Origin of the sequence: Undibacterium cyanobacteriorum (assembly GCF_031326225.1) — a bacterium.
Classification (GTDB): domain Bacteria; phylum Pseudomonadota; class Gammaproteobacteria; order Burkholderiales; family Burkholderiaceae_D; genus Undibacterium; species Undibacterium cyanobacteriorum.
Window position 1 is genome coordinate 943,863 of record NZ_CP133720.1, and the last position, 26,812, is coordinate 970,674.

The 26,812-nt window shown below is 48.5% G+C and carries 23 protein-coding genes; 13 read left to right on the plus strand and 10 right to left on the minus strand.

What is annotated here, in order from left to right; all coding sequences use genetic code 11:
- Window positions 1-96: 96 nt before the first annotated feature.
- Together RF679_RS03905 and RF679_RS03910 are read left to right on the plus strand one after the other, a co-directional pair.
- Window positions 97-987: a histone deacetylase family protein gene (locus tag RF679_RS03905; protein ID WP_309483964.1), complete on the plus strand. Its 891-nt coding sequence runs from the start codon at window positions 97-99 to the stop codon at window positions 985-987.
- Between the two features lie 91 nt (window positions 988-1,078).
- On the plus strand, window positions 1,079-3,757 hold the full coding sequence (locus tag RF679_RS03910) for a bifunctional acetate--CoA ligase family protein/GNAT family N-acetyltransferase (RefSeq protein WP_309482910.1): 2,679 nt from the start codon (window positions 1,079-1,081) through the stop codon (window positions 3,755-3,757).
- A gap of 102 nt (window positions 3,758-3,859) precedes the next feature.
- Here the strand turns inward: RF679_RS03910 and RF679_RS03915 are convergent, their stop codons facing one another.
- Window positions 3,860-4,636: a helix-turn-helix domain-containing protein gene (locus tag RF679_RS03915; protein WP_309482911.1), complete on the minus strand. Its 777-nt coding sequence runs from the start codon at window positions 4,634-4,636 to the stop codon at window positions 3,860-3,862.
- 185 nt (window positions 4,637-4,821) lie between these two features.
- Here RF679_RS03915 and msrA point away from each other — a divergent pair, with 185 nt between their 5' ends.
- Together msrA and RF679_RS03925 are read left to right on the plus strand one after the other, a co-directional pair.
- Window positions 4,822-5,355: a peptide-methionine (S)-S-oxide reductase MsrA gene (msrA, locus tag RF679_RS03920; RefSeq protein WP_309482912.1), complete on the plus strand. Its 534-nt coding sequence runs from the start codon at window positions 4,822-4,824 to the stop codon at window positions 5,353-5,355.
- Complete coding sequence (locus RF679_RS03925; RefSeq protein ID WP_309482913.1) at window positions 5,352-5,573, plus strand: hypothetical protein; 222 nt, start codon at window positions 5,352-5,354, stop codon at window positions 5,571-5,573. The genes msrA and RF679_RS03925 overlap by 4 nt, the downstream gene beginning before the upstream one ends.
- A gap of 100 nt (window positions 5,574-5,673) precedes the next feature.
- Here the strand turns inward: RF679_RS03925 and pdxH are convergent, their stop codons facing one another.
- A complete protein-coding gene (pdxH, locus tag RF679_RS03930; protein ID WP_309482914.1) occupies window positions 5,674-6,309 on the minus strand; it encodes a pyridoxamine 5'-phosphate oxidase in 636 nt (211 codons plus the stop codon).
- A gap of 48 nt (window positions 6,310-6,357) precedes the next feature.
- Window positions 6,358-6,900, minus strand: coding sequence for a hemerythrin domain-containing protein (locus RF679_RS03935; protein ID WP_309482915.1), 543 nt, complete (start codon window positions 6,898-6,900; stop codon window positions 6,358-6,360).
- 343 nt (window positions 6,901-7,243) lie between these two features.
- On the opposite strand from RF679_RS03935, the gene tcdA reads away from it, so the two are divergent.
- Window positions 7,244-8,089 (plus strand): tRNA cyclic N6-threonylcarbamoyladenosine(37) synthase TcdA, encoded by an 846-nt coding sequence (tcdA, locus tag RF679_RS03940; protein WP_309482916.1) that lies wholly within the window; start codon window positions 7,244-7,246, stop codon window positions 8,087-8,089.
- A gap of 39 nt (window positions 8,090-8,128) precedes the next feature.
- On the opposite strand, the gene RF679_RS03945 is transcribed toward tcdA, so the two are convergent.
- The 5 genes from RF679_RS03945 to RF679_RS03965 form a co-directional block, all read right to left on the minus strand.
- Window positions 8,129-10,216: a sensor histidine kinase gene (locus RF679_RS03945; RefSeq protein ID WP_309482917.1), complete on the minus strand. Its 2,088-nt coding sequence runs from the start codon at window positions 10,214-10,216 to the stop codon at window positions 8,129-8,131.
- A 137-nt stretch (window positions 10,217-10,353) separates the two neighbouring features.
- Window positions 10,354-11,280: a DMT family transporter gene (locus tag RF679_RS03950; RefSeq protein WP_309482918.1), complete on the minus strand. Its 927-nt coding sequence runs from the start codon at window positions 11,278-11,280 to the stop codon at window positions 10,354-10,356.
- A gap of 13 nt (window positions 11,281-11,293) precedes the next feature.
- On the minus strand, window positions 11,294-12,151 hold the full coding sequence (locus RF679_RS03955; protein ID WP_309482919.1) for a metallophosphoesterase family protein: 858 nt from the start codon (window positions 12,149-12,151) through the stop codon (window positions 11,294-11,296).
- 249 nt (window positions 12,152-12,400) lie between these two features.
- Window positions 12,401-15,196, minus strand: a complete 2,796-nt coding sequence (locus RF679_RS03960; protein WP_309482920.1) for a M16 family metallopeptidase — start codon at window positions 15,194-15,196, stop codon at window positions 12,401-12,403.
- 180 nt (window positions 15,197-15,376) lie between these two features.
- Window positions 15,377-16,087, minus strand: coding sequence for an SOS response-associated peptidase (locus RF679_RS03965; RefSeq protein ID WP_309482921.1), 711 nt, complete (start codon window positions 16,085-16,087; stop codon window positions 15,377-15,379).
- A 76-nt stretch (window positions 16,088-16,163) separates the two neighbouring features.
- Between RF679_RS03965 and RF679_RS03970 the strand changes: the two genes are divergently transcribed.
- Window positions 16,164-16,532 carry a VOC family protein gene (locus RF679_RS03970; RefSeq protein ID WP_309482922.1) on the plus strand — a complete coding sequence of 123 codons (369 nt, stop codon included), beginning with the start codon at window positions 16,164-16,166 and terminating at the stop codon, window positions 16,530-16,532.
- An 88-nt stretch (window positions 16,533-16,620) separates the two neighbouring features.
- Here RF679_RS03970 and RF679_RS03975 read toward each other — a convergent pair whose 3' ends face one another.
- The gene (locus RF679_RS03975; protein WP_309482923.1) at window positions 16,621-17,208 is read right to left on the minus strand and encodes a 5-formyltetrahydrofolate cyclo-ligase; all 588 of its coding nucleotides are present in this window, start codon (window positions 17,206-17,208) and stop codon (window positions 16,621-16,623) included.
- Between the two features lie 132 nt (window positions 17,209-17,340).
- On the opposite strand from RF679_RS03975, the gene RF679_RS03980 reads away from it, so the two are divergent.
- From RF679_RS03980 to RF679_RS04000, 5 genes are all read left to right on the plus strand, one after another.
- The gene (locus RF679_RS03980; protein WP_309482924.1) at window positions 17,341-19,326 is read left to right on the plus strand and encodes a lytic transglycosylase domain-containing protein; all 1,986 of its coding nucleotides are present in this window, start codon (window positions 17,341-17,343) and stop codon (window positions 19,324-19,326) included.
- A 22-nt stretch (window positions 19,327-19,348) separates the two neighbouring features.
- On the plus strand, window positions 19,349-20,059 hold the full coding sequence (locus RF679_RS03985; protein ID WP_309482925.1) for a glutathione S-transferase family protein: 711 nt from the start codon (window positions 19,349-19,351) through the stop codon (window positions 20,057-20,059).
- A 59-nt stretch (window positions 20,060-20,118) separates the two neighbouring features.
- Window positions 20,119-21,369 carry a multifunctional CCA addition/repair protein gene (locus RF679_RS03990; protein ID WP_309482926.1) on the plus strand — a complete coding sequence of 417 codons (1,251 nt, stop codon included), beginning with the start codon at window positions 20,119-20,121 and terminating at the stop codon, window positions 21,367-21,369.
- Window positions 21,370-21,633: 264 nt separating this feature from the next.
- Window positions 21,634-22,470 carry a hypothetical protein gene (locus tag RF679_RS03995; protein WP_309482927.1) on the plus strand — a complete coding sequence of 279 codons (837 nt, stop codon included), beginning with the start codon at window positions 21,634-21,636 and terminating at the stop codon, window positions 22,468-22,470.
- Window positions 22,471-22,496: 26 nt separating this feature from the next.
- On the plus strand, window positions 22,497-23,510 hold the full coding sequence (locus RF679_RS04000; RefSeq protein WP_309482928.1) for a PstS family phosphate ABC transporter substrate-binding protein: 1,014 nt from the start codon (window positions 22,497-22,499) through the stop codon (window positions 23,508-23,510).
- 106 nt (window positions 23,511-23,616) lie between these two features.
- Here the strand turns inward: RF679_RS04000 and RF679_RS04005 are convergent, their stop codons facing one another.
- Window positions 23,617-24,117 carry an Lrp/AsnC family transcriptional regulator gene (locus RF679_RS04005; protein WP_309482929.1) on the minus strand — a complete coding sequence of 167 codons (501 nt, stop codon included), beginning with the start codon at window positions 24,115-24,117 and terminating at the stop codon, window positions 23,617-23,619.
- Between the two features lie 219 nt (window positions 24,118-24,336).
- Here RF679_RS04005 and hppD point away from each other — a divergent pair, with 219 nt between their 5' ends.
- Window positions 24,337-25,449, plus strand: coding sequence for a 4-hydroxyphenylpyruvate dioxygenase (hppD, locus tag RF679_RS04010; RefSeq protein ID WP_309482930.1), 1,113 nt, complete (start codon window positions 24,337-24,339; stop codon window positions 25,447-25,449).
- Window positions 25,450-25,856: 407 nt separating this feature from the next.
- Complete coding sequence (gene phhA, locus RF679_RS04015) at window positions 25,857-26,744, plus strand: phenylalanine 4-monooxygenase (RefSeq protein ID WP_309482931.1); 888 nt, start codon at window positions 25,857-25,859, stop codon at window positions 26,742-26,744.
- Window positions 26,745-26,812: the final 68 nt, after the last annotated feature.

Genomic DNA, 26,812 nt, shown 5'->3' on the forward strand with positions numbered 1-26,812 from the left:
CCTTAGGCTACCCAAAGTTAGAATGAAACGTCGTAGTCTACGGAGAAGCTCGTGTTACCAGCCTATATCACGCATCCTGATTGTTATAAACATCAAATGGGTGCCCATCATCCCGAGTGCCCCGAGAGATTAGGGGCCGTGAATGACCACCTCCTCGCGAAAGGCCTGTTGGATTACATGGATGCCTGCGATGCTCCGCTTGCGACACGCGAGCAATTGGCGCGTGCCCATAGTGGTTTTTATTTGGATGAGTTTGCCGAAATTGCACAGCAGGTGCCGGAAGGTGGTTTGGTGCAAATTGATCCCGATACCAGCATCAACGCCTACTCCTACCAAGCCGCCTTACGGTCTGCGGGCGCGGTCGTGTTGGCGATGGATATGGTGCTGGGCGGAAAATCACCTGCAGCGTTTTGCAATATTCGGCCACCGGGACACCATGCCGAGCGCAGCAATGCGGGAGGATTCTGCTTCTTCAATAATGTGGCAGTGGGGATTCGGCATGCCGTCGCGGTGCACGGTCTTGAACGGGTCGCCTTAATTGATTTCGATGTACATCATGGCAATGGCAGTGAAGATATTTTGTTTAATGATGAACATGTCTTGATGTGCTCTATTTTTGAAAAGAATTTGTATCCTTTCTGTGGTGATGTGCCGATGGGCTCCAACATGATCAATGTCGGTTTGCCTGCACGCAGCGGCGGTGAAGCCTTTCGACAAGCCGTGGAACAACAATGGATTCCGGCATTGAATGCCTACCAGCCACAGCTGATTGTCATTTCGGCTGGATTTGATGGCCATCGTGAAGATGATATGGGCAATTTAGGTTTGGTGGAAAGTGACTATGAATGGGTCACGCGTCAGATTATGAAAGTCGCCAATCAACATGCCCAAGGTCGCGTGGTATCTTGCTTGGAAGGTGGTTACGCATTATCCGCCCTAGGGCGTAGTGCTGCTGCGCACGTACGAGTATTGATTGGTGCAGATTAGGTGCATTAAGTTTCAGGTGTGCTGCCCCACTATTTTATTTTCACGGCCTTAAGACGTTTTTGCCAATTCACATGAAGACCATAGGTTGACCATGAATAAGCACTATCTCACATCACTGTTTTCGCCTCGCTCGGTTTTGATTTTTTCTGGAAGTCAGCACCACCCAGAACGCCAATCACCGATGGCGAAAGTGTTTATGCAGCATTTCCAAAATAATGCTTTCGAAGGCACGGTGACCTATCTTGATATTCACATGAAGGGAACGCTCGGTGATCTGGCCCAGTCTCGCGCTGATCTCGCCGTGATTGCCTTACCGAACGAGCAGTTAGAGGCCGCCATGGAAGTGGTCGGGCGCATACAGTGTCGCTCGGCTTTAATCCTATCCATGGGCGTCGATGCGGGTCTGGCAAAACGCTTACATAAAATTGCCCATCAACATGGAGTGTACTTGCTAGGGCCGAATAGTCTCGGATTTCAACGCCCCAAATATCATTTGAACGCGAGTGCCATGGGCAAGATGGCGCAGCCCGGTTCCTTGGCAGTGGTCTCGCAATCAGGGGCTTTAACTTCTTCGATTCTGGATTGGGCGACCAAGAATGGTGTGGGCTTTTCTACCGTCGTTTCCTTGGGGGTCAATACCGCGGTCGATATGGCGCAAGTGCTGGATTATCTGGCTGATGATGCGAGCACGCAAACCATTGTCGTGTACATGGAAAGTATTAGTGACGCACGACGCTTTATGAGTTCTTTGCGTGCCGCTGCGAATTCAAAACCTGTGATTGTGTTGAAAGGTGGGCGCCGCCCGGACGGCTCCAAAGTGGCCTTGACGCATTCTGGTAATATCGTTGGTAGTGATGCGATTTTCGATGCGGCTTTGCAAAGAGCAGGCGCGGTGCGTGTTCATTCCATGGTGCAGTTGTTCGCAGCGGCGAAGTGTCTTTCTGCTCGCTACTTACCAGTGGGCCGCCGCCTTGCCGTGATTTCGAATGGCGGTGGGCCAGCGGTGTTGGCGGCCGATTTTGTCAATGAAGTTGGTTTGCAATTAGCCCGCTTACCGGCCGAGGTCGTTAAAAATATTCAGAAGAAGCTATCACCTTTTGCGGTGCTTGATGATTTAATCGATCTCTCGCAGGACGCTAACGAGCACCATTATCGTGAAGTGGTGAACGCATGTGCTCATTGCGTTGATGTGGATGGCATCCTCGTCATTTTGTCGCCGATTGCGGGTGTCGATACGGGAGCCATTGCTCAGGTTCTTGCGGACCTTCAGACTACAGTTGGAAAGCCGCTCATTACCTGTTGGATGGGTGATGAAAAAGTGACTGCAGCTCGTACCATTTTATTTAAGGCAGGAATTCCGAGTTTCCGCACCCCTGAAGCCGCGGTCGATGCGTTCAATCATGTTTCTTTATTCCATCGCACCCAGCAGATGTTGCGCCAGGTACCACCGCCGCTTTCGCAGTTGGCGCAACCCGACATCGAGGGCGCGCGTATTTTGATCGAAAGCGTGTTAGCCGAACGTCGCAAAGTCCTGACCGAAATGGAATCGAAGGCATTGCTGTCGGCCTTTCATATTCCAGTGACAAAAACCATCTTGGCACGAACGCCAACTGAGGCGATGTTGGTCGCTAATCAGTTAGGATACCCGGTCGCGCTCAAGATCGATTCAGTCGACATCCCGCATAAGTCTGAAGTGCAAGGCGTGGTCTTGAATGTAGCCAATGCGGCCGGTGTGCGCGATGGCTGGCAAAATATGATGACGCGAGTCACGCGTCTCCGACCAGAAGCAAAAATCAATGGCGTTACTGTGCAAAACATGTCGGGCAAGCCAGAAGGCCGAGAGATTTTCATTGGTGTTTCGACCGATGAATTATTTGGCCCCGTCATCTCCTTCGGTGCTGGTGGTGTCATGATTGAGCTAATCGCCGATCGTGCCATCGAACTTCCGCCCTTGAATCAATTCTTGGCGAGTCGTTTGATTGAGCGCGTGCGTTGCGCTGAAATGTTGGGTGCTTGGCGTGGTGCTGCGCCAGTGCATCGTGAAGCCATCGAGCAAATTTTGTTGCGGGTTTCTGAGATGGTGTGCGCCTTGCCGCAGCTGCGTGAGATGGATATTAATCCAGTCATCGTTGACGCCGACGGTGCACTCGCCGTGGATGCGCGCGTGGTAGTTGACCATTCACCATCGGAACCTGGTAACTACGAGCACTTGGCGATTTCGCCGTATCCTTCAGATCGTGAAATGGAATGGCCGTTGCGTGATGGTAGGGTCTACACGGTCCGTCCTTTGCATCCGCACGACGCCGAGATGTTGCAAGAATTGGTGCGACGATTGTCGCCCGAGAGCCGCTATTTCCGTTTTGTCTCTTCGATGAAGGAATTATCGGAACGCATGTTGGCCAAGTTCACCTTGATTGATTATGACCGTGAAATGGCTCTGGTGGCGATTCATACCGAGAAAATACCAAATGAAGATGGTAGTTTCGAAGAGGTCGAACGTATTATTGGCGTTTCACGTTATGTGACCAATCCCGACAAAACGACGTGCGAATTTTCTTTACTAATTGCAGATGATTTTGCTGGCCAAGGTTTGGGGACGCGCCTCATGCTATCGATTATCGATGTGGCCCGCAGTCGTGGACTGGCGATGATTGAAGGCCTAGTGTTGAGCAACAACGTCAACATGTTGCGTTTGATGCGTAGCTTGGAGTTTGAAGTCCGTCCATATGAAGAAGATAGGGACTTTAAACTGTGTGTCAAAGCTCTTTAAAGGAATTGGTTTGCGCTAGCTTCTTGTGCAAACCGTTATCGGTATGATCCCTTGTACACAAGGTGAACTGTGCTCACATTGTCAATGATGACTCAGCGCAGTTCATCGACCCGTGCGACGTTTTTTTTCCGCGTGTTTAGCGATGTACTCCGGCCGAATCATGGCTTGAAAGTAGTTCGGAATCCATGGTCGTCCGGCCACCATAAAACTCATCCTATGTTTTTCTTCAAACGGCAAGACGGCATCAAGTTGATGTTGATCGGAGATGTCACGTATCAGTTGTTTGAGTCGTGTGAGAAAAGCGGCGCTCGACTGTTTCGATAGCATGACGTTCACGAATTGCATGAATTCGTGTTTGTCACCGAAAGTCGAGTTGAGGTAGTCAGCAAAAGATTCACGTTGGTGAAAACGCTGTATGGGACCATTCGGGCGCCAACGGAAAGTCCGTGACAACAAAAGCTTGATGCGATTATTCGGCATCAGCTCCAGAATGCCTAAATGGTCGAGTCGGACCAAGTAGGCGATCACTTCGGGTTCGCTCAAAGCATAAATATCGACAATTTGCTCGAGCGATAGAAAGTTCATTGCTGACACGGCGACGATGAACTTTTTAGGATCACTGATGAGTTCCTCCTCTTGTTCGTAGGTGAGCTCTTCAATCAATGATTCTTCATAACTGCGCAAAGTGAGGTCATGTAAGCTAATTTCGGAGGCATCGAGAATTTGATCGAGCCTTTGCAAGGTCAAGCTTTTGGTCGAAAACATCCGCTTAACACTTGATTCAGAAATGCCAATACGTTTCGCTAATTCTTGGTAAGTAATCCGCTTCGCTTTGAGTTCGCGTCTTAATACTTCGATAAGGGTGGTGGCTTTTGGCATAAATTTAATAGCAAGATGAAAAAGTATCGAAAAATGATACACCACAGTACGAAATTCGCAACTTTCGGGATTGCTATTGTGGGTTTTTTTGCCTTTATCGATAATGTGCGCAAAGAAATTGATACGTTTTGTTACGAAAGGCGTATCCTACAAAATGAAAATTTTTATTCATCGGAGGCGATCGTATGGCGCTTGAAGCAGCGACGTTCGGGGCAGGTCGTTTTTGGGACACCGAAGCCGTCTTTCAGCATATTCGTGGTGTGAAATCAGTACAACCAGGCTACGCTGGCGGTTCTCTTGTGCGTACGAGCTACGAGGAGGTTTGTAGCGGAGAGACCGGTCACGCCGAAGTTGTCCAAGTCGTGTTTGACACCACCGTGGTTTCTTACGCGGCTCTACTCGAAGTTTTTTTCAAGATCCATGATCCTTGCGCGCAGACCTTTGGCGATGATATAAAAGCTTCACCGCATCGCTCTGTAGTGCTGTTTCATAACATCGAACAAAAACGCCAGGCGACCGAAGCATTCAAAAAACAAGAACGTATCTGCTGTTCCAAATTGCGTACCGAACTTGCCGCATACCAAGGCTTTATTCCAGCCGAACCAGAACACCGTAACTTCTATAAGACGAACCGAAACGACCCCTACTGCCAAGAATTCATCGTCCCCAAAATCATCCGCTCAAGGGAGATTTTCGCTAGAAAAAAGATGGCAGCTTGAGCAGCGATGCTCAAGCAAAAAACAAATTGATGAGCAGCGATGCTCAAGCAAAAAACAAATTGATGAGCAGCGATGCTCAAGCAAAAAACAAATTGATGAGCAGCGATGCTCAAGCGGCAAGTAAGGTGGTCGGAAACGAGGGGCAAACTAAACGCGCTTCGGTCGGCGGTGGTTCCTCTGCGACGATCAGCCCTCAAATTGAGGTCGCACCAAGCTAAAACTTGGTCCTTGTTCTCCGAGAAAAAATCTCATTCGAAAAATGAAAAAGCCAAGATCCTAGGATGCTTGGCTTTTTTGTTGCTGAGAGTGATCAATCAATCACGGCTGCAGACGAATAATTTTCCATTCGCCGTTGTCTTGTTTGCGATAAACGATGCGGTCATGTAGGCGAGAACTGCGACCCTGCCAGAACTCTAGCATCTCCGGCACCAATCGATAACCACCCCAATGCTCCGGACGCGGTGGTTGTTCACCAAACTGCTCGATCACCTTCGCTAATTTCAGCTCAAGTTCGGCACGGTTCGCGATTTCTTGACTCTGCGCCGAAGCCAGTGCACTTTGTCGGCTACCGACTGGGCGACTGTGAAAGTAGGTATCGTTTTCTTGCAGGGAAATTTTTTCTATTCGTCCTTCAATACGCACTTGACGCTCGAGCGCACTCCAAAAGAACAGCAAAGCGGCGTGGGGATTGCTTTCAAGTTCTCGCCCTTTGCGGCTATCGTAATTGGTGAACCAAGTGAAACCACGCTGATCAAAATCTTTGATGAGTACGATGCGTGATGAAGGCTTACCTTCCGCATTGACCGTAGAAAGACTCATAGCATTCAGTTCTGGTACTTCGGCTTTCATGGCTTGCTCAAACCACGCCGAGAATTGAGTAAATGGATCTGCTGCGACTTCATTTTCAGAGAGGCTGGCAAGTTGATAGTCTTTGCGAAGATGAGCGATAGACATGGTGTGATGTATCCGAAATTAAAATGAACTGAAATAGTTTGATGTGGCTCAGGCTGATTGAATGCCGCGCCGCTGTTGCATGTGTTGTCCCATGATCGCAAATTGCTCCGCACTTAGACTCTTGGCTGCGAGCGGTGCGATATGGTTTTCTTCGATCGCCATGTGCTCTGCATACAGGTTTGTGAAAGCATCGATAAGACCGGGATCGATGATGCTGGTTTGTGCCTCGCTAATGCGAGTAAGAACTTGTTTAAGCTGTTCCCATAATTCCGCCATGCGCTGATGTTGTTCCAGTATTTTGCTTAAATTGATTTCGAATTGCGCGCGCTCACTTTCGCTGACGCTGGCCTGAAGTGACGGCAGTAGATCGTGTTCCTCATCTTCGTGATGAAGTGGAGCCGCTTGAATAAAGTAGCGCAGGATGCCCTGTGCCGCAGTTTGCGCTTGTTCATCTGCGCCATGTTTTTGCAAATGCTCGGGGAGCTTTTGTAAGGTCGCTAGTTGTTTGCGAATGCGATCATGGCAGTGTTTAAGGACAGCGAGAGGCTGATCGAAACCAGGTGCAGCGGCAAAGAGGAGGTCGCTTGGCATAAGGAAAATGGACTAAACCGAAAGTAAAAATTATCCCTGATTTCGGGTATTCGTGCTTGCGTAAGATCAAGTGCAAAGGAAGGTTTGTACCGACACTAACACCCCCAACCTGCTTGAAGCGGTAGTGGCAAATGTTCGATTCATGCGAGAAAACCCGTGTTGGCGTTCTGATAAATCAAGGTCGTTTCCATGAGTCTTGCAATGTGATCGGGTAAAATAGGGGATGTTGTGAGCGTTTTAGCTTGAAGTGATTGATGATGCAGTCGATGAATGTCCTGTTTTCAGCTCAATCAAGTGACTGCTCTTTTAGTCCCCATATTGATTGTTTCTGTATTGATTTTTTATGCATAGCTCAGCTGCCTCTCCCGATCTTGACCATGATATTGATTACGAGCGCCGTTTTGGTGGCGTTGCCCGTTTGTATGGCGCTGCTGGGTTGGCGGCTTTTCAGAAGGCACATGTGTGTGTGATTGGCGTTGGTGGTGTCGGATCTTGGGTAGTCGAAGCATTAGCGCGCACGGCGATTGGTCATATCACGATGATCGATCTTGATAATGTGGCTGAATCGAATGTGAATCGTCAAATTCAAGCGCATACAGAAACTTTGGGCAAGGCAAAAGTGACAGCGCTTGCAGAACGAATTGCTTTAATTAACCCGACTTGCAAAGTCCATCAAGTCGAGGACTTTGTCGAACCTGGAAATTTGGATCAGATGATAGGCGCCGCTGGTTTTGATTATGTGGTCGATGCCATCGATAGTGTCAAAGCCAAGACTGCCTTGATCGCCTATTGCCGAGATAAGAAAATTCCTTTGATTACGATTGGCGCTGCAGGTGGGCAAACTGATCCAAGTAAGATCGAAATTCGCGATCTCTCACGAACCGAACAGGAACCCTTGTTAGCCCTTGTGCGCAAACGTCTACGCCAAAATTTTGGTTTTCCTCGCGGCAGCAAAAATAAGTTTGGAATTGATGCAGTGTTCTCAATGGAAGCCTTGACGATGCCGGAAACAGCTGAGGTATGTGAGGTGCCGAGCTCGACTGTAGGGACAGCCGGGGATGAAGGGGCGGCGACCACCGGAATTTCTGGTTTGAATTGTGCTGGATTTGGGTCTTCGATCGTGGTCACCGCATCGTTCGGTTTGGCGGCTGCCGCACATGTCTTACGCAAACTTTCCGGGCGTGCCTAAGAGCTTGTGCGGCCTAGCTTGCTAGAGTTATCTGAACTGTCAGAGTTTGAAGGAAGTTTCGCTGTCCGTCGGAATCCGAATCGTGACGCAAGTGCCACCCTCGGGGCGGTTGGCAATCGTGATGTGACCGCGCATAAGATCAGTGATCAAACTATGCGCAATACTGAGCCCCAATCCCATGCCGCCTTGGCCTAGTTGTCGACTAAAGAAGGGTTCGAAGAGTCGACCAAGATGATCTTGCGCGATGCCGTTACCATTGTCGCTGACCTGTAATTCAATTTCTTGCCCGTGCTGATACAGATGAAGTTCGACGCGCGCCAGTTCACCCGAAGTCAAGCCGTGAAATAGGCAGTTTTCCAAAATTTGCTCGAGAACTTGCGTGAGAGCATTGGGATAACTACGGATTCGTACCGCAGTGTCGGAATACATCGACAACTCGGCTTGCCGTTCTTGAAAACGTTTTTGCCAGTCCGCCACGACACCCGCACAGAGTCCCTGTAAGTCGAAATTTTGAATCGTTTCAGTGTGCTGTTCGATGGCTAAGGCGCGGAATCGCTGCACCAAGTTACTGGCGACATCCAGCGCGCGCCGCAACAAGCGATTCCCTTCATGTAAGGCATGCAGACTGATTTGTAGTTGACTACGTTTCAGGCTAGTTCCACTCAGATCAGCACTCAGTTGTTGACAGTAATCATCCATGGTACTCGCAGCCATGAGAGCATTGCCGAGTGGGGTGTTCATTTCATGTGCGATGCCCACCACCAAGCGCCCGAGCGCCAATTGTTTTTCTTGGCGCATAACGACATCCATCGCAGCTTCTAGTTCTTGGGTGCGTGCTTGGATCTGTTGTTCCAGTTTGGCGTGCGCTTGGTGCAAAGCATACTCTGCCTTTTTTCGGATGTTTGCCTCTGCGCGCAGTTGCTCCAAGGTGTTGTTGAGTTCTGCATTTTGACGTGCTAAGGAGGCTTCTAATTGATGTCCCTGTTGGCTCAATTCTTGATTTTTCTGCACCAATCTCGGTAAGCTCATGATGTCTTCAACGGTGGCGCTCAGTGTCTGTGACAGCAAGCGACGTCGCTTACTATTAAGCTCGGCTAGTGCAAGGCTAGCATCGAGCGCGATCTCAAGGTAATGCCAACGTCGACCATAACTGATAATTTTTCGTAGTACAGAGTCATGGACTGCGGCAGTGCTGAGATCGAGTTTGCGAAGTTCAAGATCCAGAGCAATCAAGGCCTCCCAGCCACGTTCAAATTCAGGGCTCTCACACAGGAGAAGCGCCTCACAAAAGCGTAGCCAATATCCCCAACTCGGATTGACCTTATTCGCATTGACTTGCATGCCTTCGATCTTGAGCAAATGGTAGGTGGTCGGTTCTCGACGTCCTAGGTAGGCATTGATGATGGCTATATTGGTATGGCTAATCAGCTCGAATTTATGGATCTGATAGCCCTTGGCAATGCGCAAACATTCCTCGTGAAGACTCAGTGCAGTTTGCAAGAATTGTTGATGCTGATCGCCGTCAGTTTCGATCCCGAGAAAGTAGTTGGCTGACGCGCTAGAGCGCAAAATATTGCACAAGGCTACCGGATCAAGATGTTCACGTTCCCGCAAAAGTTGCTCACCCATTTCGATGACTTCGCGATACATTTCGCAGGGAACCATGATTAGACAGCGACTCACTTTTGTAGTGAAGGCTTCGCGTTTGCGATCGCATTGTTCGAACAGTTCGACCGCCATGGCATTACTATGCAGTGCTGCGTGATGCAACAACAAATTGTTTTGCAGCAGTTGCATGAGTTCCCAAGCCCACGCTTGGGCCAATTTGGAATCGAGAACTTTGGCGAGTTCTAATAAATCACTGAGGCGTTGAAGACGCTGTGAGTCTTGTAAATGTCCATTGTTGGCATTCGGGTAAAGCTGCAGCGTCTCAAGCATCACAGCGCAAATCGGCTCGAGCTCAAAAGTTTTGATGTAGTCGAGATGTTGAGGAATTTCATCGAATTGACCAGAGACGCAGAGCAGGCGACCTTTTTCTAATAAACCTAAGAGGTCGATGGAAGCCCCCGCTTGATCGCGTGGATGGATTGGGGTGACCGAGCTCGATTCGGTTCGAAAAGAGGCCATACAGTGCTCTGGAAACGTCAGTCTGAAGTCAAAGCACTATCGCAGATCATCTACTAAATTGCAAAGTTAGTTGCGAATCTATTCACGAAATTTGTATGCTTCCAGACACGGTTCGAACATGGGCCTTGCTAGCTTTTCTAATTCTCTGCTGTCAGGCGTGGCGAGACTTTCTTGCCGAGCATGGCCCATGCGACACCAGACAGGCATAACAGCATGCCTAACCACTCGATCCACCCGGGGCGATAGTTTTCTAGTTGAATCGATAACAATACCGAAATCAGCGGTGTGATGACGCCAATGAAAACGGTTTTTTGTGCGCCGATTCGATTGATGAGGGTGAAGTAACAAGCGAATGCGATAACAGATCCAAAGATCGATAAATACAGCAAGGCTCCCCAATATTGCAAAGTATGTGGGATGGACCAAGATTCTCCTTTGAAGATCGCATAGAGGCTGATAAAGAAAGTGCCCCAGGCCATCGCCCACGCCATGGTGCCGAGTACATCCTGATTGAGCTCACGCACTTTGATCACGACGAGATTGCCGAAGGTGCTGGCCAAAGTCGCCGTCAGCGCAAGTGCTATGCCGAACACGAAATGGTGAAGTTCGGCCGGTGCGAGTGGGTGACCGCTACCAAAGTTTTCTCGGAGTGTTGGGTAAAACAAAAGGATGACGCCACCAATTGAGACGGAAGCGGCAAGCCAGATTTGAGCACTGAGGGCACGACCGAGAAAGATCCGCTCGAGAATCGGACTCCAAATGACCATCAAGGAAAAGAGCACCGCGACCAAGGCCGACACGACATACTGTTCAGAGGAGTAAGTGCAAACATAGGACAGACTGAAGGTGCAAAAACCATGCAGCATCAACCAACGATGTTGGCGCCAAGGGAGTTTGATTTTGTGGCCGCGCCAGATGCACCAAGCGAATAAACAAGCGGCCGCCAAACCAAAACGATAAGCTACTGATACCGCCGGGGCGACTTGTCCTAATTGCTGGGTGATGGCCCAAAAGGTCGAGCCCCAAATCAATGAAGCAATGATGAAAAGAAGATAGGATGGCATAGGTAATGTTCTTTTAATGACATGTCGCTTGACCGCGATCACTGAAATTGGTGCTCGATACGGGCAGGAATTCCCAGTCATAACTTGCTTTGAATAGACGTAGTTTCAGGACACCATGGACTTCATTTTGGCGCACCTCAGTCATCGCCCGAGGAAAAAACATCGGCGTTAATTTGGCGCCACCGGTACCGACCACGAAACTTCGCATGCCCTTCAGATTGTCACGTTCACCGTCAGCATTGAGCGGAGCTAATCTTTCATAGTTATGATCGTGACCGCTCAATACCAGATCGATGTTGGCACTGCTCAATAAGCGCCAAATAGGCTCCATGAAATCATTGTCGCGATGCCCACCCGTGGAGAAGCGAGGATGGTGCCAGAATGCTAGTGTGCAGGAGGCATCTTTGTTCTTGAGTTCATTCTTCAGCCAATCAATTTGCTCTTGCATGGCCGTGCCTTTGAGATTGCTATTCAGCGAAATCAAACGCCAAGTGCCGATATTTTTCTTGTAGTAGCTGCGCTCGCGACTGCCTGCCGCCTCGCCGAAATAGCCAAAGTAGCCTTTCGCTTCAGGTACGCCATATTCATGATTGCCAGGAGCTGGCAGTGTCTTAGACTTGAATTTACCCCAGGTCTTGTCATAGCAATCACGAAACTCGCTAAAAGCGCCTATGGGGTAAGTGCTATCACCCAGTGTGACGACAAAACCTTGATTGACCTGCTTCAGTTCTTGCTCGACCAGAGTTGCTGTGAGCGCTGCATTTGAAGTCTCTGCAGGTGTTTTGCGGCAGTCTGCGATATCGCCAGCCGCCAGCAGAAGCACATGTGCATCTCTACTTGGAGTGTTTTTAGACTGCGCGGAAGCTGTCATCTCAAAACTCATCAACAGTATGAGAACAAGCCACGTTCCGAGTTTACTGCGCAGGCAGAAGATGAATGGAGTGGAGAAGGTACGAAGCATGGTGGCAGAAAAGCGAAAACCGTATTTTACGCTTTCTTGGCGATTCGATTGTATTGCCCTCAAAATTGATTGGAGTTGCCAATTGACTTTGTCGCCACACCATGAAAAACGGGCCCGAAGGCCCGTTTTGTGATGCGTAACTTTCACATCATTTGCAACTTATTTTGCGGCTTGTTTTGCTTGATCGCCAGCAATGATGACATTGAGGTTTTCAACTTTGATCAACTTACGCAATGCATCGTTGACCTGTGCCAAAGTTAACTTGCTTACTTTGGTTTCCAAGTCTTTGTTGAAGTTGAACGTACGACCTGTGCTCAAGTAGCCAGACAACTGACGTGCCAAGCCTTGATCTTGTGTACGACCGACTTCTTCAGATTGCAACCAAGCTTTTTTAGCTTCCACTAACTCAGCTTCGGTGAAACCTTCAGTCAGCGCTTTTTGCAATTCTTCACGCAACGCTGCCTCAACCTTCGCTGTGTTTTGTGGCGCATTCAAAGCATAAGCAATCCAGATGCCGCTCTTGTCTTGATCTGGTACGCTCAAATTAGAACCAACGCCGTAAGACAAACCTTCTTTTTGGCGAATACGATCAGCCAAACGGCTACGCAACGCACCGCCACCGAGCATGTGGTCAGCCATGATCATTGCTGGGTAGTTTTCTGCGCTATCGTTGATGGCAACAGGGTGTACCGCTAACAAGAAGCTCGTTGCTTTGTCTGGTGTGTTGAGTTCAACTTTTTGGCCAGCTGCAGGTTTCACATTGCGTGGAATGCGTGTGTAAGTTTGCTTTGCTTTCCAGTTGCCGAACAATTCATTGAGTTGTGTTTTCAATGCGGCTGCATCGAAGTCACCAACTGCCGCGAAAGTCGCGGATTGTGCACCGTAGAAGTCATGGTAGAAGGCTTTAATGTCTTCCAGTTTAACGCCTTTGTTGGCTGCGATTTGTTCTGGCAAAGTACCAATATGGCGTACATGACCTTCGCTTGTCGCATCTAACAAACGACCCAAAGCGTTTGATGCCAATGGCTGTGGTTCTGGCAAACTTTGCTCTAAACGACCCACGCTCGCCAATTTGAATTCTTCAAACTCTTTCTCTGGGAACGCTGGCGTTTTCAGCACTTCTGCCAATAACTTGATCGCTGCAGGCAAGTTTTCACGGGTAGTTGTAATGCTTGCAGTCACGCCTTCTGCGCCACCACCGATGCCAACTTGTGCGTTCAATTTGTCGAAGCTATCTTTGATCTCTTGACGGCTGAGACGCTCACTACCTTTGTTCAACAGAGCTGCCGTGAAAGCGCCGATTTCCGCTTTACGAGACAATGCCGCTTCGCTACCCATATTCAAACGGAGGCTAACGCTCACAGAGGCGCCTTTTGTCTTCTTCGGTAACAAGGCTAATTTCATGCCATTGCCCAAAGTAGAACGCTGTGTGCGCGCTTCGATATTCGCTGGAGATGTATCGAAAGCCTCGCCTTGTTCAACCACAGCACGACCTTTGTAGTCTTTGACCATCGCCATCACGTCTGGTGCCGCTGGTACTTCGGTACGATCAGCTTTTTCTGTAGGGACGAAGCGACCGAGTGTACGATTACTTGATTTAAGATATTTCTCTGCAACAGCTTGTACCTGTTCGAGAGTCGCTTTTTCCGCCAAGTCACGATCGATGAAGAACAAGCGCCAATCGCCTGCTGCCAATGATTCAGTCAAGGCAATCGTCAAACGCGTTGTGTCATTCATTGCGTTTTTGATGTTCTTGTTGGCTTCTTGCTTAGCGCGATCGAGTTCTTCTTTGGTGATTGGATTGGATTTCAAATCTTCCAAAACTTTCAACATGGCTTGTTCAGCAGCTGCCAAATCTTTGTCTTTCGGGACTACTGCGCTGAAGATGCCATAGCTTGGCTCTAAATTGCTGACAGATTCGAAACCAACACGTGTCGCCAATTTTGTTTCGACCAAAGCTTTGTGCAAACGGCCACTTGGTGAGCTGGTCAATATATCGGACAGCAAACCTAAATACGTGGAATCAGCGTGTGAGCTTGGTGCCATGTGGTAACCAGCACCAACAAATTGAGTACCACCATTGCGGCGTACTGTGACAGAGCGTTCACCATCTTGGGTTGGCTCTTTGGTGTAGGTTGGTTCGATCACACGATTTGGCTTAGCGATACGACCGAGTGTGTCGCCGATTTGTTGCAGGATTTTTTTCTCGTCGAATTTACCTGCAACGATCAAAATCGCATTGTCTGGTTGGTAGTACTTTTTGTAGAAAGCGCGCAGACGTGGAATGTTAACTTGTTCGATGTCTGAACGCGCACCGATAGTTGATTTTCCGTAGTTGTGCCAGTCATAAGCGACCGCTTGGATACGCTCTGTTGTCACACGAATTGGATCGCTCTCGCCAATCTCGAATTCGTTGCGGACAACCGTCATTTCGCCTTTCTGTGTTTTCGGATTCCACAGATCATTTTGATCGATGGCGGCATTGATCATACGATCTGCTTCCATCGCCAACATCATACGCAAGTTTTCTTCTTTTGCTGGGAATGTCGCGTAGTAGTTGGTACGGTCATACCATGTCGTACCGTTAAATTCAGCACCAGTGGAATTCAAAACTTCGACTGGTGTTTTGGTGCCTTTCTTGATGCCGAAATTGGCGCTTGGCTTGAACAAGAGATGTTCGAGCAAGTGGGCCATACCGGTTTCGCCATAGTTTTCGTGACGTGAACCCACCATGTAGACGATGTTGGTCGTAATAGTTGGTTTACTTGCGTCAGGGAACAGCAGAACGCGCAATCCGTTCGGCATTTTGTATTCTGTCATGCCTTCAACAGAGGTCACTTTCACTGCGGAAGCGGTGTTTTGTTTAGCAGCGACCGGCGCAGCCGCTGGCGCTTCGGTGGCAAATGCTGGCGAGATGATGCCGGCGCTCAGCATCAAAATAGTAATTAGTTTCACGGTTACATCCTAAAAAAACAAAGGAACCGTCACCATAGAGGATTCGAAAAATATTTGCAATTAGTCAAAAGAAATTTTGCAAAAAAATTATCTTGTGTACCAGAATTTTGAGGTGTAGTGGGATGAATACTTTCCCTCGGGAACGCTATTTGAGGTTGGATACGTTTCCGCAATCTTAATTTAGAGCAAGCTGGCTTGTATTGGTAGATTCAAGTTGGAATCCTCTGTCTCGTGCAAATTTTTGCGGATTCGAGGTTTGCTTGGCAGCGCTTTCGCCCACATTTTCTCGGCGGGATAATTTTGCAAAAAGGCGCGCGCCATTTCAGGATTGGTGCAGCTGAGCCAATCATCGTAGTCGTGCGGTTCGAGAATCACCAAATTACGTTTTTCTTCGCCGGGTTTATGAAAGCGATTCATTAATGGATGATCGTCGGCGTTAATGGTGATCTGGCAAAACGAGAAACTCATTTGCCCATCGGCTTCGGGCCAGGCCCGATAAATTCCGGCGACTGCGAAATCGGTCTGTTCGAGCAAGCCAATTTGCCAGCGCTCAGCTTTACCGCTTTCATAATTGGGTTCGAAGAAATTCTCCATCGGCACGAGGCACAACTGGCTGCGTTTCCAGGCATCTCGATAACTGCGCAGTTCACCTATGGTTTCAGCGCGCGCATTCATGGTTGAGTAGCGCTTTACTCCAGCTGGAATTTTATCTTTCGGCACCATGCTGTAGCTGCCAAGCTGTGCACGTCGACGTTTGAGATCGTCGTGAGTGATAAAAGGCGCGCTGTAGTCCTGCCAAGTTTCTGGTCGCCAGTCGATGCCAGTCTGATCGATGGCGTCGAACTTTGCAGCGATTTGATCTTTTCGGGTTGGGGTGTAATTGACACACATGATTTTAGAAAATTAGCCAAGCTCCATTTGATGTTAGCATGCGATTTTGCGAAACCAAAAGAAAACGGAGGATGCGATGCAAATTGAGTCAATCGGTCAGATTGCAATTGCAGTCAGTGACGTAGAAAAGGCGAAATCTTTTTACCAAGAAGTCTTAGGACTCAAGCTGTTGTTTGATGCGCCCCCATCTCTCAGTTTTTTTCAGTGTGGTGGTACCCGCTTAATGCTGACCACACTGCAAGGCGATACCGCTGACCATAGGACATCGGTGATTTATTACAAGGTCGATCAGCTGGAGTCAGTTGCAAGCCATCTCTCTTCACTCGGCGTGGCATGGGTACAAGCACCCAATTTAGTGGCCAAAATGCCTGATCATGAATTGTGGATGGGTTTTATTCGCGACCCTGATCAAAACTTGATTGGTTTGATGGAAGAACGGCGCTAACACAATGGATGCATAGGTGCCATGGCTCAGTGTCACCTGAGTACCTCCTGAGCGGTCTTGTTCGGTTCTCAGAAGTGCCGTGCGCAGGCTAAGTTTGCTGAGCGTAGAGTTGCGTTTCGGTCAGAATGTAGTCGAGTGCTAGGTCAAATTGATCTGGTTCGAATTCTGTGTGTGAGAGCTCGTAAGCAATCCCGATTCGTTTCGCTTTGCTTAATTGCGCGAAGGTACGATCATAAAAGCCTCCGCCATAACCAAGCCTGAATAAGCTTGGGTTGAAGCCAACACAAGGCGCCAAAACGTAATCGGGCTCAAGCGCGATTTCGCGTTGCTTGGGCATAGGGATACCGAAACAATCTAGTTCCATTTCTTGCCCCGGAATCCATGCCACAAATTTAAGTGCCTGAGCTGGTCCGACGACGATGGGCAGAGCCAGAGCTATTCCTGCATGGTGTAGTTGCTCGAAACAGGCAATCAGATTGGGTTCAGATTGAATTGGCCAATACACCGCGAGGCATTGCGGCTTACATTCTCGGATAAGACTGCTGAGCTTGTGGGCGATTTGGCTATCCCATTGGCTTTTGGCGGCGGGCAAAATGGCGGATCTTCTTTGTTTCAGAAGTTTGCGTAATTCTCGGCGCGCGAGCGTTTTTTCGTCGATATTTCCGCTGATTGCCACTTTTACCTGTTCCTTTGCCTGTGTCATACTGTGAGTTATTGAAAAGTGTTCGTTTGTTGCCTTTGATTCGAGTGTACACGGATCGGGTGAAACGGTCACTGGCATCGCAAATTTTTGAGGTTGAAGAACAGAATGAAGTATTTATTGGCAGGTGGGGTAGTCGCGTTGGGGTTTGCCAGCGCTTGGTCTGATCCGGTCGCGGCGCAGCCAACGGGAGCGCACTCTACGGCATTCGAACCGGTCACCATGGTCGCTCAGCCTATCAATGATGATGATCGATTTATGGCTCTGCGCGACGCGGCATTGCACGAAGACAGTAAGGCCGCACAATTACACGCAGCAGCCCTAGGGAAATATGAGATCCCATCTTACGTCGACTATTACCAGTTGCGGGCAAAATTAAGAACCGCATCGAATGCAGAATTTCTGCAATTTCTAAAAAAGTACGAAGGAAGTGCGATTGCCGATCGTTTGCGCAATGATTGGTTGCTAATCCTCGGCAATCGCGGAGACTGGACAACTTTCGACCAGCAACTGCCCTTATTCGTTTTGAATGATGACAGCCAAGTTAAATGTTATGCACTGCTTTCAAAAGCAGTGAAGCAGCAAAAGGTCGCAGTAGAGGCACGTGCTTTGCTGACTTCGCCAAAACAGTATGGTGAGGGCTGCTACGATCTGATTAACTACATCTATGAGCATGGTCAATTCACCGACGCCGATTTATGGGCGCAAATGCGAATGGCGGGCGAGAGTTCAGCTTTGCCATTAGCGAAGCGTTTGGCGACGCTGCTTCAAGTGCCCGAGAAACGCTTGGTTGAGGCTTTCGATAAGTCGAAGAGCGTCCTAAAAAAAGCGCCTGGCGCCGATCGTTTGAGTAAGGAATTATTCTTGTTGGCGCTGACCCGTGCGGCCAAGGTCGAACCCGAGGATGCCGTTAATGCCTTGCAACATGCAGGTAGCAAGCTTAGTAACAGCGAACGCGCGCAAGCATGGGCTCAGATTGCTTTGCCGACTTCGCAGAAGTTGCAAACAGAAGCCCACTCCTATTGGAAACTTGCCGAGGGGGCGAACTTATCTTATGAAGCGCATCAGTGGCGTGTTCGTATTGCCCTACGCGAAGGTGATTGGCGTTTGGTCAAAGCGGGGATACAAGCCATGCCTGCCAATTTAAGAAGTATGCCAAGTTGGTCGTATTGGTATGCCCGCGCTTTGCAGCAAGAAGGCAAAAGCGAAGAGGCCCAAGCGATCTTTGTTTCTCTGTCTGATCAAATGCATTTCTATGGGCAGCTTGCACTCGAAGAACGCGGGCAAAAAATCGGCGTACCATCGCTTGGTAAACCGGTTGCACCCGATGAAGTGAATGCGATCTCGCAAAATCCGAACTTGCAACGAGCACTCAAGTTTTATGCGATGAATTTGCGGTTTGAAGGCACACGTGAGTGGAATTGGGCTTTGCGCAGCATGAATGAGCGCGAGATCTTGGCCGCTGCAGAATTGGCGCGCCAAAACGAAATGTTGGATCGTATGGTCAACACTTCTGATAAAACGAGGACCGATATTGATATCAATCAACGCTTCCCAACTCCGTACAACGATAGTATGTACAAGGCGACTCAAGCGGTCGGTATTGATATGGCGTGGGTGTATGGATTGATACGGCAAGAATCACGTTTTGCGACAGCGGCAAAATCCCATGTGGGCGCTTCTGGCTTAATGCAAATTATGCCAAAGACCGCTAAATATGTTGCGAAAAAAATTGGTCTTGGCAATTATGTGCCACATCAAGTGAATGATGTGGAGACCAACATCAAGCTTGGCACGAGCTACATGAATATGGTGTTGTCTGACTTAGGTGGGTCGCAAGCTTTAGCGTCGGCCGCTTACAACGCCGGACCAGGGCGTCCACGTGCATGGCGTTCTACTTTGAGTCGAACCGTTGAAGGTGCTATTTTTGCCGAGACTATCCCATTCACAGAAACCCGTGATTATGTAAAGAACGTCTTATCGAATGCCACTTACTACGCTGCGATTTTAGAAAAGAAACCGCAGTCATTGAAGGCTCGTCTTGGGAGTGTGTCGCCGAAAAATATGACCGGCGACGAGCCAGAGTATCCATAATTTAAAGAGAAGAGGCTTCAAAATGCAAAACATCGATTTGCAGAGTGTGCTCGCACCCATCATGCAAGATGAGAAAAAGAATAGTTTTCGATTGGTGATCGGTAACAAAAATTATTCATCTTGGTCGATGCGGCCGTGGTTAGTGATGAAGGCCTTTGGCGTGCCATTCGAAGAAATTTATGTGCCTTTGTATCATCCAGATTCAACCCAAAGAATTTCTGAGTATTCTTTATCCGGACGGGTTCCTGTCTTATTGGCAGATGATTTAGTTGTGTGGGATTCGTTAGCGATTTGTGAGTTTCTTGCAGAGCGCTTTCCTATGCAAAATTTGTGGCCCGAAAGTCAGGCGGCGCGTGCCACAGCACGTAGTATTTGCGCCGAGATGCATTCTGGTTTGAATCAACTGCGTAGCGCCATGCCGATGAATATTCGCGCTTCATTTTTTGGTAAAGGCCGCACGGCTGGTGCTCAAGCTGATATTGGGCGTGTTAGCGAAATCTGGGAGGATTGTTTGTCGACCTATGGCGCGCATCGTTTCCTGTTTGGCGACTTTTCCATAGCAGATGCTTATTTTGCGCCTGTCGTTATGCGCTTCAAAACTTATGGGGTGTCATTAGCACCTGCACTGCAAGCGTATTGCGAACGCATCGAACATCACCCAGCGGTGATGGAGTGGGTGAAAGCTGCGCACGAGGAGAAGGAAAGCATTGCGAAGTTTGATCAACTTGATTGAACCGAGATAGGCGCTTTCCTTGAGTAAGCCGCGACCTTTGAAGTACAGGGAATAACTGAATGAAGACTTACATTGTTGGTGGCGCAGTACGGGATAATCTGTTGGGTTTGCCTGTCCAAGATCGTGATCATGTGGTGATTGGTGCGACACCTGAGCAAATGTTGAAGTTGGGATTTCGCCCTGTCGGTAAGGATTTTCCTGTGTTCTTACATCCGCATAGTCATGAAGAATATGCCTTGGCGCGCACGGAACGTAAGACGGAAAAGGGCTATAAAGGCTTTGTCTTTCACACAGATCCAAGTGTCAGCTTGGAGGAAGATTTGGTTCGTCGAGACCTGACCATTAATGCCATGGCCTTGGCAGACGATGGCACGGTGATCGATCCTTTTGGTGGGCAGGAAGATTTACGTCGCGGCATCTTCCGTCACGTCTCAACAGCCTTTGCTGAAGACCCAGTGCGCATCTTAAGGCTTGCTCGCTTTGCAGCACGCTTCTCGGGGACACCTCATGCTTTCACCGTGGCCGATGAGACCATGGATTTGATGAAGCAAATGGTCGATGCGGGTGAGGTGGATGCCTTGGTGCCAGAGCGTGTCTGGCAGGAGATCGCACGTGGCCTGATGGAAACGAAGCCATCAAGAATGTTTGAAGTCTTGCGTGAGTGTGGTGCATTGAAGCGACTTCTTCCTGAACTTGATTGCTTGTGGGGTGTACCGCAACCAGAGAAGTACCATCCTGAAATCGATACCGGTGTACATGTGATGCTGGTGGTGGATTATGCCGCCGTTCAGCAATTTTCTTTAGAGGTGCGTTTTGCCGCATTGATGCATGATCTCGGCAAAGGCACCACCGATCCAGCAATTTGGCCGCGCCATCATGGTCATGAACAACGTGGCGTGGAATTGGTCAAACAAGTTTGTGAACGCTTGCGTGTGCCGACTGATTGTCGTGATCTCGCAGTGATGACCGCGCGTGAACATGGTAATGTCGGGCGCTCCCAACAAATGCGCCCTGCTAGCTTGCAGGATTTACTCGATCGTTGTGATGCTATCCGTAAGCCGCAACGCTTTTTAGCGCTGCTCGAAGCGGCACGCTCCGACAGTTTTGGCCGTTCTGGCCTCGAAAATATTGCATTCCCACAGCAAGAGTTTTTGGCGAATGTGTTGCAAGCATCCTTATCCGTCAATGCTGGTCTCATCGCACAACAGCATCTCGGTCAGCCACAAAAAATTGGTGAAGCAGTTCGAATCGCACGGATTGACGCGATACGCGCTTATTGCAAAACATTGGGCGCGACAGATTTAGATTGAGTTTCACTGCGGACGCAAGCTGCACTCTCCACGTTCCCATCATTCCTTTTTGACGACGATGTCATATTGTCGTCATATCTAATCACTATCATTTCCAGCGATCGTAGTTGATTGCTTCACTCTGCAGACGCGTTTCAAACAGATCTTCGATTCGTCTTCAAAGTACGCACTCAATGACGATAGCAAGTCCTACAAGAAAAACACTGGCGTTCAAGCCAAAGTGTTCGGGATATGTATTCACACACACAGATGATTGATCTCACCATGCTAAATAAAGCGTTAAAAATTGTTGTACTTTCTCTTTGTATTTGTAGTGGCGCTGCGAGCGCCGATTTCCGAGCGCCGACACCTCCTTCCGGCAGCAGTGCTTCCCCCACTTTGCTGACCGCCGGTATGTTTCGACTTGAGTCGGAACGTAGCTACAAGCTCAGCTTGCAAATGGCACTCGGAATTTTGACAGGGCACACAGAAATTGAAAGAAGCAATTCTCTGCAGGCTGTGGAGCGCTACAAAAAGGAGTTGACACGTGCAGTCCAAAGATCTGAAAAAGCTGGCAAAGCATTTAATCGCGTTAATGTGGCTTTGAGTGATCAGCTCGATGGCATTTCAAACTTGAATGTGAAAAATGCCGCAGCCTTATATGAAGTGAATGAAGATGTTTTGATCAAGATGAATTTCTTATCCTTCGCTTTGGAAGCCGATACCAGTGATACCTCTTCGCGTATCTCAGGATTGGCGATGCGTCAGGCTTCATTAGCTCAGCGTATGGCGAAGATCGTTTTGTTGCGTTCGTTGGATAAGTCGACCGCCGCGCGACAAGGCTTGCAGGTCGATTTAGAACAATCGCGTATCGAGTTCTTGAATGGCATGAGTTTGCTCGCGAACGAGACGAATTCGGATCGATTTTTGCGTGAACGCATGCGCTTGGCGCAGCAACAGTGGATGTTCTACGACCGCGCTTTACAAGCGGGTGCGTTTAAACCGGATGACTTGCGTAACATTTCTTCGACCAGCGATCGTATTGCTGAAATGATGGTGGAGATGGTGCGTTTAACATACGGCTTGGTTCCTGATCCTCGCATCATCGCCGAACGTCGTTGAGATTTTCTAATACAGTGAGTGAGATTATGAGTTTCCAGAAATTCCAATTTACAGTGAGTAGTGCTTTGATATTTTGCGTAGCGGCGTGTATTCAGCAAGTGAGTCATGCGCAATCTTCCACGATGATCAAGATCGATGGGTCTAGCACGGTGTTCCCGATTACTGAGGTGATTGCCGATAGCTTTCACGAAAAAAATCCACAGGTGAAAGTGACGATAGGGATCGCTGGAACCGGCGGTGGCTTTAAAAAATTCTGCAAAGGTGAAACCGATATTTCTGATGCGTCTCGCCCGATTTTAAAAAAGGAAATGGCCGAGTGCGCTAAGAATGGCATCACCTATATGGAATTGCCAGTGGCATTCGATGCGATCACAGTCGTAGTGCACCCTAAAAATAAATTCCTAAGTAAACTCACGGTCGATGAATTGAAAAAAATGTGGGAGCCCGCCGCCGATGGTGTCATTAAGACTTGGGATCAAGTCAATCCGAGTTGGCCTAAGGAACCCATCAAGTTGTTTGGACCAGGTAAGGAATCTGGCACTTTCGATTATTTCACCGAAGCGATTGTTGGCAAAGCTAAGGCTAGTCGTAATGATTACACCATGTCAGAAGACGATAATGTGATTGTGCAAGCGGTCTCGCGCGAGGTGAATGCGCTTGGCTATTTCGGCTATTCCTATTACCAAGAAAATAGCAAGAAGTTGAAGGCTGCAGCGATTGTGGCGAAGGATGCTAAAGCCGCAGTACTACCTTCTGTGAAGACAGTGATGGAAGCGAACTATCAACCTTTGGCGCGGCCTTTATTTATCTATGTGAATTCAAAAGCCGATGAAAAACCAGAAGTGCGCGCTTTTGTGGAGCATTATTTGGCGAACGCCGACAGTGCAGCCAAGCAAGCGAAGTATATTCCTTTGTCGCTCAAGGATTACCGTCATACGTCCGTGAATTACAAGGTAAAGAAGACTGGTACTGCGTTCGGTGGTGAACCTGAAGTCGGTGTCACGATTGAAGAGTTGTTGAAGCGCGAACCGAAAAACTAAACTTCAAAATCTCAAAATCTCAAAATCTCAAAATAAATAGTGCGATGCTGGATGATAGGCATCGCACTATTTTTTTGTCAGAACACCAAACTAATAGTTCAACTTCTTAAACGCCGCTTAAGGGCAGGGCGGTGGTGTCTTTGATTTCTTGCAAAGCGAAACTCGACTTCACATCTAGCACCGCTGGATGTTTGAGCAGCGTGTCCATCATAAAGCGCGAAAAGTGATTCATGTCCTCAACGCGCACCCTTAGCAAATAATCCATTTCCCCGGTCATCGCGTAACAGGCGACGACTTCTGGCCATTGCGCTACGGATGCCGCAAAATCAATGCGTGGCGAACGCGGGCTACCTTTGGCTGGCGTGTCAGTATGTTTCTCGAGCCGCACGTTAATGTAGGCTAACAAGCCTAAACCGATTTTTTCTGCTTCAATGAGCGCCACGTACTTGCGTATCACGCCAGCGTCTTCTAGTCTTTTGATACGGCGTAAGCAAGGTGAGGGCGAGAGATTGACGCGCTCCGCCACCTCTTGGTTGGTGAGACGTCCGTCAGCTTGCAAAATCGAAAGGATTTTTCGATCAATTTTATCGAGTTCAATTTGAGGCATTTTGTGCTCTTTGATTGATATTTGAAGCGATATTATTGCTCAAATTGGTGCTTATGTGGCTAATTTTGGAATTTTATGGCGTATTCTAGGCTTTATACTTGCGGTTTGATTTAGCGCAAACTTGCGACATATTTTGCTCAAATGAAGAGGTCGATCGGCCTTGTCATCATGAGCAAAAGGCTAAGTGGGGTTGCCTTCAATTTAACTATGGAGATGAAGATGAGCTTTCAAACGTGGGAAAACCCAATGGGCACCGATGGATTCGAATTTATCGAATACGCAGCCCCAGAACCAAAAGAACTCGAAAAACTGTTTATCGAAATGGGTTTCACCGCGATCGCGAAACATCGCACCAAGAACGTGACCTTGTATCGTCAAGGCGATGTCAACTTCATCATCAACGCCGAACCAAATTCTTTCGCACAACGTTTCGCCCGCAAACACGGCCCTTCCGTTTGTGCTTTCGCGATCCGCGTGAAAGATGCGAACTTTGCCTACAAACGCGCATTGGAATTGGGCGCATGGGGCTTTGATAATCAAACCGGTCCAATGGAGTTGAATATTCCAGCGATCAAAGGTATTGGCGATTCCTTGATTTATTTCGTCGATCGTTGGCAAGGTAAAGATGGCGCCGAAAAAGGCGCGATCGGTAACATCAGTATTTATGACGCTGACTTCGTAGCGATTCCAGGTGTTGATCCTAACCCAGTTGGCCACGGTTTGACGTATATCGACCATTTGACGCACAACGTGCACCGCGGTCGTATGGCTGAATGGTCTGATTTCTATGAAACTTTGTTTAATTTCCGTGAAATCCGTTACTTCGACATTACTGGTAAATTGACCGGTTTGAAATCGAAAGCAATGACATCGCCATGCGGCAAGATTCGTATTCCAATTAACGAATCGTCTGATGATAAATCTCAAATCTCGGAATACTTGGATCTGTATCATGGCGAAGGTGTTCAGCACATCGCGATGGGAACAGACAATGTCTATCAAACTGTGACAGACATGAAAGCAGCAGGCGTTTCCTTCCAAGACACGATCGATACTTACTATGATTTGGTTGATCGTCGTTTGCCAGGTCACGGTGAAGACGTTGAAGCCTTGCGCAAATTGCGTATTCTGATCGATGGCAAGAGTACAGAAACAACACGTGAATTGTTATTGCAGATCTTCACAACAACAGTGATCGGTCCGATCTTCTTTGAAATTATTCAACGTAAAGGCGATCAAGGTTTTGGTGAAGGTAACTTCCGCGCTTTGTTTGAGTCGATTGAGTTGGATCAGATTCGTCGTGGGGTATTGAAAGATACAACAACCGCTTAATAGCAAGCCACGAAACATCGCCCCAGCGTTGTTGCATCGCCTTGTCGTACTAGCGTACTGCCTGCGGCGAAGCGCCTAGCTGGGACGATGTTGCTCAGCAAGCCACGAAAAAAGGCTCCAGCGTTGTTGCCTCGCCTTGTCGTACTGGCGTACTGCCTGCGGCGATGCGCCTAGCTGGAACCGTTTTGCGTGACTTGCGGGTTGCGTCGGAAAATTGTTCTGTTGTCCGTCATCTTAAACATTCGCAACTTAGCGGTGCAATGCGGCGAGTTCAGAATGATGTTGCTAATACGATTTGTGGACGTGCTGGATTGCTGAACACGGGGACCCTAGGCTCATAAGGCCTTTAGGAAACACATAAAAAAGAAAAGCTGACGCATGACGACGGCTTCTGTTTGGAGACCAAAATGGATACCTCTGTTTCGAATGAAGATTTTCTCGCCACAGTGGCGACGAAGTCGAATGGTGCCGCTTTACGCGGTGACTATGAGCACATGGATGCTCACTATGTTGTGCAACAAGATTGGGATGCTTACACCGAAGCAGAACATGAATTGTGGCGCAAACTGTATCAGCGTCAATTGGCATTGCTACCAGGCCGCGCTTGCCAAGAGTTTATTGATGCCTTGGAAAAGATGGATGCAGCGGATGGCATTCCTGTTTTCGAAAAAACTTCCAAAGAATTATTCGCAGCGACAGGTTGGACTATCGTTGCCGTGCCAGGCCTTATTCCTGAACTGACCTTCTTTGATCACCTCGCAAATCGTCGTTTCCCGGTGACTGTGTGGCTGCGTAAGCCCGAAGAGTTCAATTACATCGTTGAGCCCGATGTCTTCCACGACTTCTTTGGACACGTGCCTTTGTTATTCAACCCTGTCTTTGCTGATTACATTCAACGCTACGGCCAAGGTGGTTTAAAGGCGATGAAACTCGGTGGCTTGGATGAATTGGCGCGTTTGTATTGGTACACAGTGGAGTTCGGCCTGATCAATACGGCGGAAGGCGTGCGCATTTACGGTGCCGGTATTTTGTCATCGGGTGGTGAAGTGGAATACTGCCTGACACCGGGAACCAAATCACGCCACATTCGTTTGGATATCGAACGTTGCTTGCGTACTTTGTACAAGATCGATTCTTATCAAGAGACTTACTTTGTGATCGATAGCTTCCAACAATTGTTTGATGGTACAGCGCCAGACTTTACGCCTCTATACGAAAAGTTAAAGACGATGGATGTGCTGCCAGCCAACACCTTGTTGCCGGGTGAAGTAGAACTATTACCGGCACCGCACTAGTTGATGTTATCCACGCCAATTTTGGTGCGTGCATATATCGTGATAAAAACCCAGCGAATTTCGCTGGG

What these genes read in the sequence shown, in the direction of transcription:
- RF679_RS03990 (WP_309482926.1), top strand. Translation starts at nt 20,119, where the DNA reads ATGAAGACTTACATTGTTGGTGGCGCAGTACGGGATAATCTGTTGGGT.
- RF679_RS03915 (WP_309482911.1), bottom strand. Translation starts at nt 4,636, where the DNA reads ATGCCAAAAGCCACCACCCTTATCGAAGTATTAAGACGCGAACTCAAA.
- pdxH (WP_309482914.1), bottom strand. Translation starts at nt 6,309, where the DNA reads ATGTCTATCGCTCATCTTCGCAAAGACTATCAACTTGCCAGCCTCTCT.
- RF679_RS03965 (WP_309482921.1), bottom strand. Translation starts at nt 16,087, where the DNA reads ATGTGTGTCAATTACACCCCAACCCGAAAAGATCAAATCGCTGCAAAG.
- RF679_RS03995 (WP_309482927.1), top strand. Translation starts at nt 21,634, where the DNA reads ATGCTAAATAAAGCGTTAAAAATTGTTGTACTTTCTCTTTGTATTTGT.
- RF679_RS03955 (WP_309482919.1), bottom strand. Translation starts at nt 12,151, where the DNA reads ATGACAGCTTCCGCGCAGTCTAAAAACACTCCAAGTAGAGATGCACAT.
- RF679_RS03910 (WP_309482910.1), top strand. Translation starts at nt 1,079, where the DNA reads ATGAATAAGCACTATCTCACATCACTGTTTTCGCCTCGCTCGGTTTTG.
- RF679_RS03970 (WP_309482922.1), top strand. Translation starts at nt 16,164, where the DNA reads ATGCAAATTGAGTCAATCGGTCAGATTGCAATTGCAGTCAGTGACGTA.
- tcdA (WP_309482916.1), top strand. Translation starts at nt 7,244, where the DNA reads ATGCATAGCTCAGCTGCCTCTCCCGATCTTGACCATGATATTGATTAC.
- RF679_RS03935 (WP_309482915.1), bottom strand. Translation starts at nt 6,900, where the DNA reads ATGCCAAGCGACCTCCTCTTTGCCGCTGCACCTGGTTTCGATCAGCCT.
- RF679_RS04005 (WP_309482929.1), bottom strand. Translation starts at nt 24,117, where the DNA reads ATGCCTCAAATTGAACTCGATAAAATTGATCGAAAAATCCTTTCGATT.
- RF679_RS03980 (WP_309482924.1), top strand. Translation starts at nt 17,341, where the DNA reads ATGAAGTATTTATTGGCAGGTGGGGTAGTCGCGTTGGGGTTTGCCAGC.
- msrA (WP_309482912.1), top strand. Translation starts at nt 4,822, where the DNA reads ATGGCGCTTGAAGCAGCGACGTTCGGGGCAGGTCGTTTTTGGGACACC.
- RF679_RS03905 (WP_309483964.1), top strand. Translation starts at nt 97, where the DNA reads ATGGGTGCCCATCATCCCGAGTGCCCCGAGAGATTAGGGGCCGTGAAT.
- RF679_RS04000 (WP_309482928.1), top strand. Translation starts at nt 22,497, where the DNA reads ATGAGTTTCCAGAAATTCCAATTTACAGTGAGTAGTGCTTTGATATTT.
- hppD (WP_309482930.1), top strand. Translation starts at nt 24,337, where the DNA reads ATGAGCTTTCAAACGTGGGAAAACCCAATGGGCACCGATGGATTCGAA.
- phhA (WP_309482931.1), top strand. Translation starts at nt 25,857, where the DNA reads ATGGATACCTCTGTTTCGAATGAAGATTTTCTCGCCACAGTGGCGACG.
- RF679_RS03945 (WP_309482917.1), bottom strand. Translation starts at nt 10,216, where the DNA reads ATGGCCTCTTTTCGAACCGAATCGAGCTCGGTCACCCCAATCCATCCA.
- RF679_RS03985 (WP_309482925.1), top strand. Translation starts at nt 19,349, where the DNA reads ATGCAAAACATCGATTTGCAGAGTGTGCTCGCACCCATCATGCAAGAT.
- RF679_RS03950 (WP_309482918.1), bottom strand. Translation starts at nt 11,280, where the DNA reads ATGCCATCCTATCTTCTTTTCATCATTGCTTCATTGATTTGGGGCTCG.